Annotated in this window: 14 protein-coding genes; 12 read left to right on the top strand and 2 right to left on the bottom strand. The window is 40.5% G+C overall.

Annotated features, from left to right (window positions below; translation table 11 throughout):
• Positions 1 to 4 precede the first annotated feature (4 nt).
• The 10 genes from OW157_RS01755 (at position 5) to argS (ending at position 10,548) form a co-directional block, all read left to right on the top strand.
• Complete coding sequence (locus OW157_RS01755; RefSeq protein ID WP_268752234.1) at positions 5 to 1,573, top strand: ABC transporter ATP-binding protein; 1,569 nt, start codon at positions 5 to 7, stop codon at positions 1,571 to 1,573.
• A complete protein-coding gene (locus OW157_RS01750) occupies positions 1,563 to 2,687 on the top strand; it encodes an ABC transporter permease (protein ID WP_268751612.1) in 1,125 nt (374 codons plus the stop codon). Before OW157_RS01755 ends, OW157_RS01750 begins: the two co-directional genes overlap by 11 nt.
• Entirely contained in the window at positions 2,687 to 3,646 is a 960-nt protein-coding gene (locus OW157_RS01745) for an ABC transporter permease (RefSeq protein ID WP_268751611.1), read from the top strand. The genes OW157_RS01750 and OW157_RS01745 overlap by 1 nt, the downstream gene beginning before the upstream one ends.
• 298 nt (positions 3,647 to 3,944) lie before the next feature.
• On the top strand, positions 3,945 to 4,697 hold the full coding sequence (locus OW157_RS01740) for an amino acid ABC transporter ATP-binding protein (protein WP_268751610.1): 753 nt from the start codon (positions 3,945 to 3,947) through the stop codon (positions 4,695 to 4,697).
• 4 nt (positions 4,698 to 4,701) lie between these two features.
• A complete protein-coding gene (locus OW157_RS01735) occupies positions 4,702 to 5,508 on the top strand; it encodes a transporter substrate-binding domain-containing protein (protein WP_268751609.1) in 807 nt (268 codons plus the stop codon).
• A gap of 49 nt (positions 5,509 to 5,557) precedes the next feature.
• Complete coding sequence (locus tag OW157_RS01730; RefSeq protein ID WP_268751608.1) at positions 5,558 to 6,235, top strand: amino acid ABC transporter permease; 678 nt, start codon at positions 5,558 to 5,560, stop codon at positions 6,233 to 6,235.
• A gap of 266 nt (positions 6,236 to 6,501) precedes the next feature.
• The gene (locus tag OW157_RS01725; protein ID WP_268751607.1) at positions 6,502 to 6,939 is read left to right on the top strand and encodes an ABC transporter permease subunit; all 438 of its coding nucleotides are present in this window, start codon (positions 6,502 to 6,504) and stop codon (positions 6,937 to 6,939) included.
• A 9-nt stretch (positions 6,940 to 6,948) separates the two neighbouring features.
• A complete protein-coding gene (locus OW157_RS01720; protein WP_268751606.1) occupies positions 6,949 to 7,944 on the top strand; it encodes a uroporphyrinogen decarboxylase family protein in 996 nt (331 codons plus the stop codon).
• A gap of 154 nt (positions 7,945 to 8,098) precedes the next feature.
• Positions 8,099 to 8,653, top strand: a complete 555-nt coding sequence (locus OW157_RS01715) for a PTS sugar transporter subunit IIA (protein WP_268751605.1) — start codon at positions 8,099 to 8,101, stop codon at positions 8,651 to 8,653.
• Between the two features lie 194 nt (positions 8,654 to 8,847).
• Positions 8,848 to 10,548: an arginine--tRNA ligase gene (gene argS, locus OW157_RS01710; protein ID WP_268751604.1), complete on the top strand. Its 1,701-nt coding sequence runs from the start codon at positions 8,848 to 8,850 to the stop codon at positions 10,546 to 10,548.
• Positions 10,549 to 10,761: 213 nt separating this feature from the next.
• On the opposite strand, the gene OW157_RS01705 is transcribed toward argS, so the two are convergent.
• On the bottom strand, positions 10,762 to 11,970 hold the full coding sequence (locus tag OW157_RS01705; RefSeq protein ID WP_268751603.1) for an O-antigen ligase family protein: 1,209 nt from the start codon (positions 11,968 to 11,970) through the stop codon (positions 10,762 to 10,764).
• A 162-nt stretch (positions 11,971 to 12,132) separates the two neighbouring features.
• Here OW157_RS01705 and OW157_RS01700 point away from each other — a divergent pair, with 162 nt between their 5' ends.
• Complete coding sequence (locus OW157_RS01700; RefSeq protein WP_268751602.1) at positions 12,133 to 12,738, top strand: dihydrolipoamide dehydrogenase; 606 nt, start codon at positions 12,133 to 12,135, stop codon at positions 12,736 to 12,738.
• A gap of 13 nt (positions 12,739 to 12,751) precedes the next feature.
• Complete coding sequence (gene gorA, locus OW157_RS01695) at positions 12,752 to 14,101, top strand: glutathione-disulfide reductase (protein ID WP_268751601.1); 1,350 nt, start codon at positions 12,752 to 12,754, stop codon at positions 14,099 to 14,101.
• 253 nt (positions 14,102 to 14,354) lie between these two features.
• Here gorA and OW157_RS01690 read toward each other — a convergent pair whose 3' ends face one another.
• A complete protein-coding gene (locus tag OW157_RS01690) occupies positions 14,355 to 17,048 on the bottom strand; it encodes a cation-translocating P-type ATPase (protein WP_268751600.1) in 2,694 nt (897 codons plus the stop codon).
• Positions 17,049 to 17,339 lie beyond the last annotated feature (291 nt).

Raw genomic sequence — 17,339 nt, 5'->3', positions numbered from 1 at the left:
GGAAATAATGTCAAGCAATAACGTTATTGAAATGCGCGACATCACCAAACAATTTGGCGATTTTAAAGCCAATGATCAAATCAATCTTGATTTAAGGCCTGGCGAAATCCATGCCTTACTTGGTGAAAATGGGGCAGGAAAATCAACGTTAATGAATATTCTGTCCGGACTGTTGCAACCAACGTCGGGGCAGATTTTCATTAATGGCCAAGAAGTGACCATTGAAGACCCAAAAGAAGCTAATCGTTTGGGAATTGGGATGGTTCATCAACACTTTATGCTAATTGATGCCTTTACGATTACTGAGAATATTATTCTCGGTCAAGAACCATTGGCTAGCGGTCAATTAGATAAAAAAACAGCTAAGGCAACTATCGAAGAAATCTCGCAACGTTATCAATTAAATATTAATCCTGATGCCAAGGTTCAAGATATTTCAGTGGGGATGCAACAGCGAGCTGAAATCCTAAAGACGCTCTATAGAGGTTCAGATATTTTAATCTTTGATGAACCGACAGCGGTTTTAACCCCTCAAGAAATTGACGAATTAATGAAAATTATGCGGTCTCTAGCTGATGAAGGGAAATCAATCATCCTTATCACTCATAAGTTAGATGAAATTAAGGCTGTAGCGGATCGTTGTACAGTTATTCGTCGCGGACAGAGTATAGCGACTGTTGAGGTGGCAGAAGTGTCTAGTCAAGAATTAGCCAATATGATGGTCGGGTCCAGTGTGAGCTTTAAGGCGGAAAAGGCCCCCGGTCAGATTAGAGATGATGTGCTAGTGATTAAAGACTTGCAGGTCAATGAAAGCCGCGGTGTACCAGCAGTCAAAGATTTCTCCTTAACTATTAAGGGTGGTGAGATTGTTGGCTTAGCGGGTATCGATGGGAACGGTCAATCTGAATTGGTCTATGCTTTGGCAGGTTTAACCAAGGTTGAGTCTGGTAGCATTCAGTTAGCTGGTCAAGAGTTGACCAAGTTAAAACCACGACAAATTACTGAAAAGGGTTTGTCGCACATTCCTGAAGACCGACAAAAATATGGTTCTATCTTAGACATGACAGTTACAGAAAACCTAGCATTGCAGACTTATTACCAAGCCCCCTTTAGCAAACATGGTTTCTTAAATGATAAGGCGATGACGAGTAACGCTGAAAAATTAATCAACGATTTTGACGTTCGAACCACTTCAGTTGAAAATACTATGCGGTCCTTGTCAGGTGGGAACCAACAAAAAGCGATTATTGCCCGTGAGTTAGATCGTGATGCACAATTTATTATTGCTGCTCAACCGACTCGGGGCTTGGATGTCGGCGCCATATCCAATATTCATCGTCGGCTAATTGATCAGCGTGACCAAGGGAAAGCTATCTTGTTAGTGAGCTTTGAACTTGATGAAATATTAAACCTATCTGATCGAATTGCTGTTATTCATGATGGACATGTAGCCGGAATTGTTAAGGCTGAAGATACTAACAAAGAAGAATTAGGCTTATTGATGGCAGGCTCTTCTTTGGAAAAAGCGCGAGCAGAAAGCCAAGGCGTGGAGGTGACGACAAATGACCAATAAAAATACAAAAATTAGAGAAGTAATGGTACCAATTATTGCCGTTATATGTGGTCTTTTCGCCGGTGCCTTGATTATGCTTATTTTTGGTTTTAATCCGGTGGCTGGGTATTCTTCTTTGATCCAAGGTGCTTTTGGAACGACGCGTGCTTTTGGTGAAGTCTTACGACAAGCTAGTCCTTTAATTTTTACGGCTATCGGTTTTGCAGTGGCTTCAGCGGCGGGCTTCTTCAATATTGGTTTATCTGGGCAAGCCTTAGCTGGCTGGGTAGCCTCTGTTTGGTTTGCCTTAGCCTTTCCTGATCTTCCTAGGGCTGTTTTACTTCCCGCCTGTGTCTTGATTGGTGCCCTTGCAGGGGCTCTAACTGCAGCGGTTCCCGGGGTTTTAAGAGCTTATTTTGGTACTTCTGAAGTCATTGTCACGATTATGATGAACTATATTATTCTCTATTCCTCTACTTATATTTTGCAAAATATTTGGCCGGAGACTTATCGTAATTCCGTCGATTCCTCTATTATGGTGAGTGAATCTGCTAGCTTACGCGTCTTAGGATTGTCTCGGTTCTTTGGGGGATCACGTGTTAACCTGGGATTATTTTTAGCACTTATTGCTCTAGTTGTTATTTGGATCATCCTTAAGAAAACTAGCTTAGGATTTGAGATTCGTTCAGTGGGAATGAATCCTTTTGCTTCTGAATATGCGGGGATGTCAAGTAAGCAAACTATAATTATTTCTATGGTCTTATCTGGTGTTTTTGCCGGATTGGCAGGTGTGGTTGAAGGCTTAGGTACTTATCAAAACTTCTTCGTTCAAAGTGCGAATCTGGCCATTGGTTTTGATGGTATGGCTGTTTCTTTATTGGGTGCTGGAACGCCCCTAGGAATTTTACTAGCCGCCATTCTATTTTCTGCCCTACAAATTGGGGGACTTAATATGCAAACAGGCGCAGGAATTCCTTTTGAGATTGTTAGTATCATCACCGCATTGATTATTTTCTTTGTAGCCATTCGTTATGTGATTGAAAAATTACTGGCAAAAGGGCAAGGAAAAAAAGCCCAAGCTAAAGTAGAGAGTGAAGCCAACGCCAATACTAGCGACGAAGGAGGGAGCTATTAATGAATATGGTAGGTTTGATTTCTTTAATTGTTACCTCGACTCTGGTTTATTCCACGCCGCTGGTTTTGACTGCTATTGGAGGGACCTTCTCTGAACGTGGTGGAATCGTAAATGTTGGTTTAGAAGGCATTATGGTTGTGGGAGCCTTTACAGGTATTGTTTTTAATTTGGAATTTGCTAATAGTCTAGGCAACTGGACGCCATATATAGGGATTGTATTAGGCGGTCTAGTTGGCATTCTTTTTGCAGCCTTACATGGTTTAGCCACTATTAAATGGCGGGCGGACCATATTATTTCTGGTACGGTACTCAACTTGATGGCACCAGCCTTGGGGGTTTTCTTAACGAAGGTCATCTATGATGGTAAGGGCCAAACAGATAATATTAGCGAAACGATTGGCTATGCCTCATTTCCAGGTTTAGCTCAGATTCCTGTCATTGGTGATATTTTCTTCAAAAACACTTTTGTTATGGCTTATTTAGCTATTATCTTAGGTGTCTTGGCTGCCTTTTTAATTTATCGGACTCGCTTTGGTTTACGTTTGCGTTCCGTTGGTGAGAATCCGCAAGCTGCCGATACCTTAGGAATTGATGTCGGCAAGTATCGGATGTCCGGTGTTTTACTGTCAGGCTTCTTTGCTGGAATTGGTGGCGCCTTGTTTGCCCAGTCAATTTCAGGTTCATTCTCAATCGGTACAATTGCTGGTCAAGGTTTTATGGCCATGGCCGCTATGATCTTTGGGAAATGGAATCCAATTGGTGCTACTGTGGCTGCTTTCTTTTTTGGTTTTGCTCAATCATTATCGATTATTGGCGGTCAATTACCAGTGATCAATCAGATCCCGTCTGTTTATCTACAGATTTTACCTTATGTGATAACAATTATTGTTTTGGTTCTCTTCCTTGGTCGGGCTTCCGGACCTAAAGCCAATGGACAAAATTATATTAAAGCCAAATAATTGAAAAATACCATTAAATAAGGAGTTGGAGCGACTATCCAACTCCTTTTAATGTCTGATAAATAGGGTGTGATGAAAAGCGGTAGCAGTGAAGTGTTGGACCAAAAGACTGAAGATAGCGTTTAGCTACCAAAAACTTTTGCACCCCCACTAAGTTCTCAAGCATTTTTACCAAGGCTCAACTTGAGAGAAGGCAACTTTTGCTAATTATCAGTAAGCATTAAAATTGCTGTTTTCCAACTGAAATGATAAATTAGACCATGATATTATTACCAATGGAAAGGAAAGGTGGGTGACAATGATTCAATTAAGTGGTATTCGCAAGTCTTACGGAAATCAAGAGGTCTTAAAAGGGGTTGACCTCACTGTTAATGATGGGGACGTGGTTGCCTTAATTGGACCTTCAGGAACCGGAAAGACAACCTTACTTAGAACCATTAACTTTCTTGAACCTGCAGACCAAGGCACCATTCAAATTGCAGACCAAACACTAGACGTGGCTAAGGCCAATCAAGAGGATATAATTAAGTTGCGCCGAAAGACAGCCATGGTTTTTCAAAACTATGCCTTGTTTAAGCATAAAACTGTTTTAGAAAATGTTTTAGAAGGCTTAGAGGTTGTTCAAAAAAAATCGCATGATCAAGCCTTAGCTATTGCTAAAGCAGAAATTGAACGGGTTGGCTTGTCTGATAAATTAAATGCCTACCCCAAGGAGTTGTCTGGTGGACAGCAACAGCGAATCGGTATTGCCCGGGCCCTAGCCTTACAGCCCGAGGTGTTACTTTTGGATGAGCCAACGTCCTCCTTGGATCCTGAAACTTCAGTTGAGGTTTTGCGAATCCTACAAGAAGTAGCCCAATCCGGTATAACCATGATTATTGCTACACATGAGATGGCCTTTGCTGAAAATGTTTCGAATCAGGTTGTCTTTATGGAATCAGGTCGGATTGTCGAACAAGCGAGTCCAGACCAGATATTTAACCATGCCAAAGAAGCACGTACGGCGAAATTTGTACGCGAAATTTCCCATGATATTTTTAATGAGGAGTGAAGAAATGTTTAAAAAAAGTTTATTAGCCCTAGCAAGTATTATGGTATTAGCAGCATGTGGACAAACTACTAGTCAAGAGGAAGAAGGCCAAGGCACTGTTGTTACTGTGGCAGTGGAAAATGCCTCTAAACCCTTAAGTTTCACTGATGAAAATGGTGATTTGACTGGCTATGAAGTTGAAACGATTCAAGCTCTTGATGAAGTAATTGATGATTTCCACTTTAATATTGAGAGTGTGGATGCAGAAGGAAGTCAAGTAGGTCTTGACTCTGGCAAATATCAAATGATTGGTGGGGGACTCTACAAGACACCAGAACGAGAAGACCTCTATCTATTCCCAGATGAAGCTTCTGGTGCTTCTGTCATTCGAATCTACAAACGTGCAGATGATGATTCTATCCAAGGCCTAGATGACTTAGTCGGTAAAACAGTTCACCCTGTGACACCAAATGGGGGAATTTTTAACCTCTTGACTGCCTATAATGACGAGCACCCAGATAATCAAATTGAAATCCAATTAGGTGAATCTGGTGATTTCGCCCAACGTTTTCAAGCTTTAGATGAAGGGGTATCTGACGCTGTCGTGATGCCATCGAACCTAGGGGCAAACGAAATTATTGATCAGCTAGATCTTAATGTTGATGCTGTTGAAGAACCTGTTCAAGTCAATCAGACTTACTTTGTTTTGGCGCCAGATCAAGAAGACTTAAAAGAAGCCTTAGACCAAGGTTTAGCAGAGCTCAAGGAAAATGGGAAGTTACAAGAACTCTCTGAAAAATGGTATGGCGAAAACATGTTCCAATATGAATAAACGCTAAGTAATACGTATTAATGATAGTGAGTACAGAAAGGACCTGTTTATGGATATTTCTTATATGGTGAATATTTTACCTCAGTTATTGCGGTATTTACCGATTACAATTTATATTTTTATCCTAGCCAGTGTCCTGGGTATAGCCTTAGCTAGTTTGGTCACTTGGTTGCGTTTAAAACACTTGCCAATCTTACATTGGCTTTTAGAAATTTATGTTTCCTTTATGCGAGCCACCCCTGGTATTATTCATATCTTCTTGGTTTATTATGGTTTGCCAGTTTTGCTAAGACTAGTAGGCATTAATATTGGTCACTTAAGTCGCATGCTTTATACCGTTTTGGCTTTGGTTCTTTATAATGGAGCCTTTATATCAGAAATTTTACGGCCAGCATATTTGGCTGTAGAGGCTAACCAGCGTGAAGCAGCTATGAGTATTGGCATGACTAAGTGGCAGGCCAATAAACGGATTATCATTCCACAAATGTTACCCATAGCTTTGCCAAGTATTAATAATGCCGTGGTCGATCTATTAAAAGACACCTCTCTTTTATTTTTAATTGGTTTAGTCGATATTATGGGACAGGCAGAAATTCTAATTGCGCAAAATTATGGCGTCTACCAATTAGAAGTGTATTTAGTGGTTGGATTAATTTATTGGCTCTTGTGTTTAGTGATCGATGGGGCTTTCCAAGGCTTGAGTCGTTCATGGTCACGGTATTTGTAGGAGGTGGTTGCGATGGTATTTACTCCTGAAGTGATTTGGGAAACCTTTTTAATTGTTTGCCAAGCGGTGCCACGGACCTTGGTATTAGCGTTGATTATATTATTTTTTGGTATTATATTGGGCTTTCTTTTTGCTTTTATTAGGGAAAAACGCATCCCAATCATAAGCCAACTTCTAAGTATCTATGTGTCCTATTTTCGTGGGATTCCGCTTTTGATTCACCTGTTAATCTTGCAAGCTTTCCCCCTGAGGCAGGCGCCTCCTTATTGGCGGTCTTTAATGTGGCGTATGATCCCAATGATTTTCCTAGTTTGTTGATTGTCCTGACAGCTTATATCCTGTTAGAGGCGGCTATTGAAAGCCAAGCAATCTTGGGGGCTTTTAACTCGCTAGATCCCAGTCAAATTGAAGCAGGTTACGCCATTGGTTTTACAAGGCGACAAAATCTGCGCCGGGTCATTATTCCACAATTAACCGCGATTGTAACCCCCTTATTTTTAAATAATTTTTTAAAAATTATCAAGGCCCTGTCACTAGCCTTTACAGTAGGCGTGGTTGATATATTGGCCCAAGCACGTTATGCAGCGGCGCTTAATTTTCGCTATTTAGAATCTTATATTGCCGCTGCCTTGGTTTATTGGCTCTTATGTGGATTATTGCAAGTTATCTTTAACCGAATAGAACGGAAGATGCAGTTTAATTAGGAGGTCAAGATGAATAAAACCGAGTTAATAAAAGAAGTTCTGGCTGGTAAGGCAGTTAAGACGGTTCCTTTTTCGTTTTGGTGTCATTACCCTAAAATCGATCATGACCCCAAAGCTCTAGCCCAACAAACTTATGCTAATTTCCAAGATTTTGATTTAGATTACGTTAAGACCTTGAATTCTGGGATGTATGCCATTGAAGATTATGGGGCCACAATTGACTACCAACCTGTGATGGAAGGTGGAGTGGCTGAATTAGTTGCCAGTCCAATTCAAAACGCAGCTGATTGGGCCAATTTAGCTGAGCTTGATGTGACAGCGCCAGCTTTGAATAGGGAATTAAATTATTTAAGTCAGCTATTAGATTTAATTGAAGGTAAAGCGCCAGTTATTATGACTATTTTTTCTCCCCTAACTACCGCTTATAAGCTTTCTGGCGGTCAAGTCTTAAACCATATCCAAGCGGGGCAAGGGGACCTAGTCAGAAAGGCACTCGATAAAATTGCCCATAGCACAGCTTTATTAGCTCAAGAAGCGGTTAAACGAGGTGCTAGTGGCGTTTACTTTGCCAGTCAACTTGCTGACCAAAACAAGACTACGGAAAGTCTTTACCGCGATTATGGCTTACCATATGATCTTAAAGCCCTACAAGGGGCTAAGGATGGCTGGTTTAATGTACTCCATTTGCATGGCGACCATATCATGCCTAATCTCTTTAAAGATTATCCCACTCAGGTGATTAATTGGCATATCGGCGAGTCTGAGCCTTCTTTGGCACAGGGTTTGGCTGACTATAGTCAAACAATCATGGGAGGACTACAACGAATGACTATTACTCATGATCAAAAAGAAGCCATTGATCAACAAATTGAGTCAGCCATTAGTCAGTCTGGCGGACGAGGCCTACTGCTTAGTCCTGGCTGTGGGATTCGTTTACCCTTCAAAGCAGAAACCATTCGCTATATTCAAGAACGAAAAGCCCATTATGAAGATATTTATCTGTAAATGAAATTAGAGAGGGTGTGACATAATCACAGTCTCTCTTGCTTTATTTATAGAATAATTTTGTCAGCATTTAAGCGCCGTAATAATTTGCGCCGCCGAGAATTTTACGTTATTATATATAATGTAATCGTTTACGGAAAACGGAGGATAAAGCATGCTAGAATTTTTACGCGACCAGGACTGGTGGCCAGGTGAAGAAACTGAAGACACAAGCCAAACTACTGAAACTATCGGACACCAAGATTTATATGCCCCAGCTAGTGGGGATTTATTGCCAATCACTGAGGTAGCTGATGCCGTATTTTCGCAGAAAATGATGGGCGACGGTTTTGCTATTCAACCTTTAACTGAAGGTCAAGTTTTTTCCCCCGTGGCAGGTAGGGTCGAAAAAATCCACACCCACGAACATGCTGTTTCGATTGTCACTAAACGAGGTCTAGAATTTTTAATTCATCTAGGCCTAAACACTGTTGAACTACCGGGCTATCCCTTTAAAGCTTTGGTCGCTGAAGGAGACCAGGTTGAAGTGGGTACGCCCTTGGCAGAGATGGATTTAGATGCCATTCGTCGCCATCATTATAAAACAACTATTGTGGTGGTTTTAACCAATATGGATGTTGGAGCTGAAGTTCAGCTCTTAAGAGCTGAAAATGATCAAGTCAAGGCCAAAGAAAAAATTGCCGAACTCAAAGTCTTAGAAGAAGGTTAAGTATTCAAAAGAAAATTTTTAATTTTCTTTATAATGGGGTCAAGCAATGGTATAATAGGATATATTATTAACAAATGCCTCTCGCAAACTAGCAAATGATGAGTTAAAAATTATCATTTATGAGAGGTATTTTGTAAATAACTGAAAAATGACAAGCTAAACATTCTTCAGTTTAATTAAGAGGGGGAAATTTTATGGATTTAAAACAGCTAGTAGCTAATGCCATTGAATCATCAACAGATTTAGATTTATCATATGACGAAATTAAGGATTTATTAGAGGTCCCTCGTCATGAAGGTCATGGAGATATTGCGTTTCCATGCTTCGTATTGGCTAAACAGCTCCGAAAATCCCCACAAGATATTGCTAAAGACTTAGCACAAGATATTTCTGGAGAAGGTATTGCTGAAGTTGAAGCAGCTGGACCTTATATTAATTTCAAACTTGATCATGAATTAGTTTCTCAAAATATTCTCAAAGAAATTTACGCCCAAGGCAAAGACTACGGAACTCTTAATATTGGTAAGGGTGAAAATGTTACTATTGATATGTCAAGTCCTAACATAGCTAAACCTATGTCTATGGGACACTTACGGTCAACAGTGATTGGTAACGCCATTGCGAATATTGAGAAAAAAGTTGGTTTCAACCCTATCCGTATCAACCATTTAGGTGACTGGGGAACCCAATTCGGTAAGTTAATCGTAGCCTATAAAAATTGGGGAAATGAAGAAGATGTCCGTCGTGACCCAATTGCAGAATTATTGAAATACTATGTGCAATTCCATGAAGAAGCTGAAGAAGATGATAGCTTAAATGATCAAGGTCGTCTATGGTTTAAAAAATTAGAAGATGGCGATCCTGAAGCAGTTGAATTATGGACTTGGTTTAAGGATGAATCCTTGAAAGAATTCAACCGGATTTATGATAAATTAGGGGTGGAATTTGACTACTATACAGGAGAAGCCTTCTATAACGACCGTCTCCAAGGGATTGTTGACGAATTAGTAGACAAAGGCCTACTCGAAAAAAATCAAGGCGCTAGCATCGTTAATCTTGATGAGTTCGACTTGAACCCTGCGCTGATTTTGAAATCTGATGGGGCGTCACTTTACATTACTCGTGACTTGGCCACTGCCGAATATCGGAAAGAAACCTTTGATTTTGCTGAATCCATCTACGTGGTAGGTAATGAGCAAAGTTATCACTTTAAACAATTAAAAGCGGTATTGGCTCGTATGGGACATGACTGGCAAGAAGATATGCATCACGTGCCATTTGGGTTAATCACTGCTGGTGGTAAGAAATTGTCTACCCGTAAAGGGAATGTTATTCTACTAGAAGATGTGCTAAATGATGCGGTTGACTTGGCCAAAGAACAAATTGAAAGCAAAAACCCTGACCTAGCCAACAAAGAAGAAGTAGCTCACCAAGTAGGTGTTGGAGCTGTAGTCTTCCACGATCTTAAGAACGACCGTCTCAATAGTTTTGACTTTGTCCTTGAAGAAGTGGTGCAATTTGAAGGAGAAACTGGTCCTTATGTTCAATATGCTAATGCACGGGCCAATTCCTTACTACGTAAAGCAGGGTTTGATGAATCTAAGGTTGCGACTCAACATGAGTTTGCCTTAGCTGATGAAGATGCTTTTGCCGTAGTTAAAGAATTAAACCTCTTCCCAAGTATTGTGGAAAAAGCTTACTATGGTTATGAACCAAGTGTCATTGCTAAATATGTGATTGGCTTAGCCCAAAGCTTTAACCGTTATTACGCTAATACGCGAATTCTTAATGATGATGACCAATTAAATGCTAGACTATCCTTAGTCTTTGCTGTTACCCAAGTATTAGAAGCTGGTCTTAATCTCTTAGGTGTCCAAGCACCAAAAGAAATGTAAGATTCTAGTTATATAATTAGTAATCGGCCCTAGACCTCAGTGTCAGGGCTGATTTTTTTCATTTAAAAGGCTGTGACCAATCGCGCTTATGGACGCCAACCCTGCGATTGAAAGCTCAAATAAAAGGTGTGACAAAAGTCGTTAAGAACAGAAGCCCGACTAAATGGATAAAATAAAAAGGCTGAGATTTTTATCCCAGCCTCGTGTATAGCATCATTCAATTCTATGGGTTTTTTGGTAGATTGTGGGGTGATTTTCTACTTCATTTAACATTTGTTGAGCAGCTAAGATAATGAAGAGGAATAAGAAGCCAGTTTGAACCCAGAAGATTGTGACATCTGTAAGTCCGTGAATTAAGACCACCCCAATGATGGCACAAATTAAAGCTAAACGTAGGCGTAATTGGGGATAATGGCGCATGCGGTTAATCACTTGCCCAAACTTTATCATCGGGACGATTAGAATGGACGAACCGATAAGACCGTAATTTAGGAGAGTATCTAAGACGATATTATGGGCATGCTGGGTATATTTTTCCCCGTAATCTTGCCAAACATGCATATAAGTCAGAGGACCTTGCCCAAACCAATAATTATCTAATAAGGCTTTACCTGCCACCTGCCAAATTTCAAAACGGTCAGTGACCGCATAGAAGATATCTTCCATACGTGGTAAAAGGTTAAAATAATAAAGTGTTAGGGTAGCTGCCCCCATGGCAATAAAGCTATAAATGGCCGTGCGTTTGTAACCATAAACATAAAAAAAGATAAACAAACAAGCAATGACAACAACGAGAGCAGTACGAGTTCCTGTAAATAAGAGGGCAACCACATTACATAAGCTAATAAAACTATAGACAAATTTTTTACGCAGTTTTTGGGTCCTAGTAGCCTTATAGACCCCAATCATAATGAAGAATTCTAACATCATCGCATAATAGTTGGGATTAAAAAATGTGGCCTCTACTCGATTATTGTGAGTCCGTCCCATAATATCGGAAATAAAGGTATAATCCCATTCTGGAATATAGTCAAGATGCTCCAAACCAGCAAAAATAAAGAGGATAAAGGAAGCAATCAAGGCCATATTCAAAAGCTCTTCGAAATAGTAGGGTTTAATTATTGTCTGATAATAATGGAAATATACAAGTATGACCGCTAATCCTAAGCTAATAAAGGCTCCGACAATATTTTGGAAGATGATCGATATTACTAAGGAATAAGCAATAAAAATCCACAGATAAGGTGACGCTTGTTGGCGACTGTCAATCCGGCGAAAAACTCCCAATGCATAGAGAAGAATGAGTTCGACAACAAAAACGATTAAGGTAATATAAAAAGGAAAAAAGTTACTAATAAATAAAATTGTAATTAAGATACGATTGAGCTGCCAATTAAGCGGACTTAATTCATCTGTGACCATGCGACGATCCTCCCAAAACAAAACACTTATGCCTTATTATAACAATAAATTCGACTATAAAATGAGAAATTGTCAATTTTTTAGCTTATTTTAAACTTTAAGGCAGATAATTTATCGCTGAATTTTAAGCATGCTATAATGACTAACAAAGGGGGATGGCTGATGAAAACACAATTACAATGGCGGGGCGAAGCAGGGAGCCATTATCGTCCATACGCCCAATGGAAAAATAATGGGCCAGTAGGTGTTTGTGGCACTTATTGCGCTGCAGTTCTAGTTCATGACCGCGTGTATAAGGATACAGGTGCTAAATTAGATCAACAGTTGCTTATCAATGGACTTTTGAAACCTATTGATAAATTAACCTTACATCCAGGATCTTTTTTCTGGAATATCCAGTTTGCCTTAAATTATATGTTGGCTAATGTGGGCTATTACGCCCAATCTGGCTTATTTACTGAAAAAGCAGTGCCTAAACTGATTGACCAAGGCAAGGGTCCAGTCATTGTGGGAACCTTATCCTTATTAGGTTCTCCCTATAAAAATCATTGGCTCCTAGTTTATGCTTATGCTTATGACCAGGCAGGAGACTTATATTTCAGAGCCTATGATAATCATGGCAAATCCCAAGCCATAATCCCGGCTAAAGAGACTTTTTCTTATGTCTATGTTTTGCCTTATCCTGATAAAGATATCGCAGAAAAGAAACCGACAACAGTCCTGAGTCATGAAAGCGACCTTGTTTTCGTCACCAACCCAAAGCATTAGAAAGAAGGTAATTATGAAACATTATGATTATATCGCAATCGGTGGAGGGAGTGCAGGAATTGCTTCTGCCAATCGTGCGGCTGAATATGGTAAAAAGGCTTTAATCGTTGAAGAAAATGAAGTCGGTGGTACCTGTGTTAATGTGGGCTGTGTTCCTAAGAAAATTATGTGGTACGGGGCTCAACTCAATGAAGATATTGACCGCTTTGGTCCAGCCTATGGTATCCATGTGGATAATAAACAGCTTGATTTTGCTGAATTGAGGGCCTCTCGTCAAGCTTATATTGACCGCGTTCATAAGTCTTATTTTTCAGGTTTTGAGAGTCGGGGTACCGACTTTATTCAGGGCCATGCCGAGTTTGTTGATAACCATACCATTCGTGTGAATGGGGAAGAGATTCAAGGCGATCATATCGCCATAGTGACTGGTGGGCGGCCTGCTTTACCAGATCTACCGGGTATTGAGTTGGTTGATGTTTCGGATGATATTTTTGCTTGGGAGCAATTACCAGAATCAGTGGCCATTATTGGCGCAGGCTATATCGCTGTTGAATTTGCTGGCGTCTTAAATGGTTTAGGTGTTGATACCACTTTGGCGGTTCGTCATGATCGTCCATTGAGGCAATATGACCAAACAATCATCGATACCCTGACGGAAGAAATGACTGCAGCTGGCATAAATTTATTAACTGAACACAATGTCGCTGAAATTAAAGAATCCAATCAAAAATTGGAAGTCAAATTCCAAGAAGGTGACGTCTTAGAAGTTGATCGGGTAATTTATGCGATTGGTCGGCAACCGAATACAGACAAGTTGGGATTAGAAAATACCGACATCCAATTAGATAATAAAGGCTACATTCCAGTGGATGATTATCACTTTACTGATGTTCCTGGTCTCTATGCCTTTGGAGATGTCATTGGTAAGGTAGAGCTCACCCCAGTCGCCATTAAAGCAGGACGAACCTTGTCTGACCACTTATTCAATGGAGCCGATAAATTCTTTATTGACTATGATATGATTCCTACTGTCATTTTCGCTCATCCACCAATTGGAACAATTGGCTATTCTGAAGCTGCGGCTAAGGAAAAATTTGGCGATGACCAAGTCAAATGCTATCGGTCTAACTTTGCGGATATGTATTCAGCAGCCTCTACCAATAATCGGCGTAAAGTGACGATGAAATTAGTCGTTGTAGGGGAAGAAGAACGTGTGGTTGGTTTACATGGTATTGGTTTTGGTATGGACGAAATTTTACAAGGTTTCGCTGTCGCAGTGACTATGGGGGCTAATAAAGCCCAATTTGACCAAACCATTGCTATCCATCCAACAGGTGCAGAAGAATTTGTCACCATGCGGTAAGGTATCAGGTATAAAGCACTGCTAATAAAATAAAGGACACGATAATAGACTTATCGTGTCCTTTTTCTTGTCATATGGCGCGCTTTACCTATTATTGCGACAAATCGATAGTTATATGACGATATTTTTTAACTACCACATCATATTCACTTATCTTAAGCCGATTTATTTCAATTCTTCATATAAAAAGAGCCACAGCAAGTTCGTTTATCGAACTGTTGTGACTCTTTCTATTTATAATGCCTTACGATACTTATTTATTGTCTTGCCATTTAGCTGCTAGACCAGTGGCACGTAGGATGGCCTTAACAATCTCAACATATAAGATGATAGATGCTGAGGCAAGCAAGATAACTGTCCACATTTCAGTAGAACGTGGGTCACCTACTAAATGAACTGTTCCAAAGGCATCATTTAAGCCGGGAACGAAAACAGTGACTAGCATAAGTAGGGTAGACACGCCAACCCCAATATTTAACCACTTGTTATCAAATGGGTTATGGGAGAATAAAGATTTGAAGACAGATTTAGAGTTAAAGGCGTGGAATAATTGGATGAAGGCTAAGGTCAAGAACGCCATTGCTTCAGCATCCACAAGTTCCACTTGCATTTGTACACGGGCAAACCAGAAGACGAATAGGGTAATCGCCCCTTCATATAAACCTTGGTAGACAATGGATGGTAGCACACCAGCAGATAGAAGATTTGATTGCCGTCCCCGTGGTGTATGATCCATAACATCTGCTTCTGCAGCCTCTAAACCGAGGGCGATAGCTGGGAAGGTATCAGTAACCAAGTTAATCCATAGAATATGGATTGGCTCTAAGATTTGCCAGTTAAGCATAGTTGCAACGAATAGGGTAGTAACCTCACCTAGGTTGGCAGACAATAGGAATTGAACAGCTTTTTGAATATTGGCGAAGACTTTACGTCCTTCTTCAACAGCTGTTACGATAGTGGCGAAGTTATCATCAGCAAGAACCATATCAGAAGCCCCTTTGGACACTTCTGTACCAGTAATCCCCATACCTACACCGATATCAGATTGTTTAAGTGAAGGCGCATCGTTAACACCATCACCCGTCATAGCAACAACCTTATCATGTGATTGCCACGCTTTTACGATTCGAACCTTGTGTTCTGGAGATACACGAGCATAAACAGAATATTGGTCCACTTTTTGAGCGAGTTCTTCATCAGAAATTTCATTTAAGTGAGCACCAGTGGTCACTGCTGCTTCGTCGCCTTCTTCGATAATGCCTAAACGAGCGGCAATAGCAGAAGCAGTGTCTTTGTGGTCACCAGTAATCATTACAGTACGGATACCAGCACCCTTGGCACGAGCAATAGCGTCTTTGGCTTCAGGACGTTCAGGGTCAATTTCACCTACTAAACCAGCAAAAACAAGGTCGTTTTCTAAGGTTTCGCTGTCATAAGCGGCTGGTTCTTGGTCCCAATATTTGAAAGCCATCGCTAAAACCCGTAGTGCTTGGGTAGCCATGTCATGGTTAGTATCTAATAATTGTTGACGAACGTCATCAGTTAATTCTTTGATTTCACCATTGTCATAGTAATAGTTACAGTTAGCAATCAATACGTCAGGGGCACCCTTAGTCATTGAGATGTATTGCCCTTGGTCTTGATCACCACTTGGGTGAACCGTTGAAGACATTTTCCGATCAGAATCAAAAGGCACTTCGCCAACGCGTGGTTGGTCAGCTAAGACAGCTTTAACATCAAAGCCCTTATCCATACCAAATTGGATCATCGCTGTTTCAGTTGGGTCACCAGCCAGTTCACCAGCATTGTTGATGCTAGTATCATTGGCCATGTTCATTACTCGGAAAACAGGTTCATCAAAGGAAATTTCTTCACTCGCATCGTGAAGTTGACCATTATAGTAAACTTTTTCAATGGTCATCTTGTTTTGAGTAAGCGTACCTGTTTTATCAGAACAGATGACTTCAGTACCACCTAAAGTTTCTACAGCCGGTAACTTACGGATAAGCGCATTCCGGTCGGCCATTTTTTGGGTTCCTAAAGCCAAAATGATGGTGGTGATAGCTGGTAAACCTTCTGGTAAGGCAGCAACAGCAATTGAAATAGCAGTTAATAGCATTTCAACCCATTCACGACCATTAATCAAACCAATAACGAAGATAAAGACGGCAATAGCAACAATAGCGTATGTTAAGAACTTGGTTAAAGCATCCAAGTTTTCTTGCAACGGGGTAGTCTTGCCTTCTGCACCTTCAAGCATTTCGGCAATGTTACCAACCTCAGTATCCATTCCAGTACCAGTAACAATCCCTTGACCACGACCATAAGTCACATTAGTAGAAGAGAAAGCCATGTTGGTCCGGTCACCAATACCAGCGTCACTATCAACGACACCTAATTCTTTGGTTACAGGAACTGATTCACCTGTTAAAGCAGCTTCTTCAATTTGCAATGAAGTGGCTTTGAATAGACGAATATCGGCAGGTACCACGTCACCAGCTTCTAAAACAACGACATCACCGGGAACGATTTCTTTGGAATCAATAGCGACTTGTTCACCATCACGGATGACATTGGCTTGTGGGGAGGACATTTCTTTCAAGGCATCAATGGCATCTTCCGCCTTGTTTTCTTGGATAACTCCCATAATGGCATTGATTAAAACAACGGCCAAAATAATGATAGCGTCAACCATACCTTCGCTACCTTCTAAAACAACAGACAAGGCCGCAGCGATGAGTAAGATTATAATCATCAAGTCTTTGAATTGGTCAATGAATTTTTCAAGGGTTGATTTTTTCTTCCCTTCTTGAATTTCATTGGGACCGTATTTTTCCAGACGGGCCTTGGCTTCGCTAGCAGAAATCCCTTGCTCAGAAGTTTGCAGTTCTTGCTTGGCGAAGTCAACATCTTGAGCAAAATAGTTTTGCTTGTTTGTTTCTGACACTCCTATCACTCCTATATATAAATTATCTGCCTCCACTTCCATAAAAAAAGACCCATGACCACTGATGTCGTAAAACAGTAGCCATAAGTCTCATCATTTCAGGTAGTACCAGCAGTCCTTGGTCTGCCTGATTGTTGATACCACCGCGGCAAGTCGCCACTGATTACTCCCCTATGGAAAGCGAATTTCGATTACTCATATTATAGGTTAAAAATCGCAAAAAAGCAATAGAAAAACAGTGTCATTTAGCAAAACTGGACAGGTAGTCATAAATTATTGTATATTGTTAGG

The sequence above is a fragment of the Aerococcus kribbianus genome, assembly GCF_026805545.1.
GTDB lineage: Bacteria > Bacillota > Bacilli > Lactobacillales > Aerococcaceae > Aerococcus > Aerococcus kribbianus.
The sequence above is the reverse complement of the archived record's forward strand: the minus strand, read 5'-3'. Positions and strand labels throughout refer to the sequence as shown.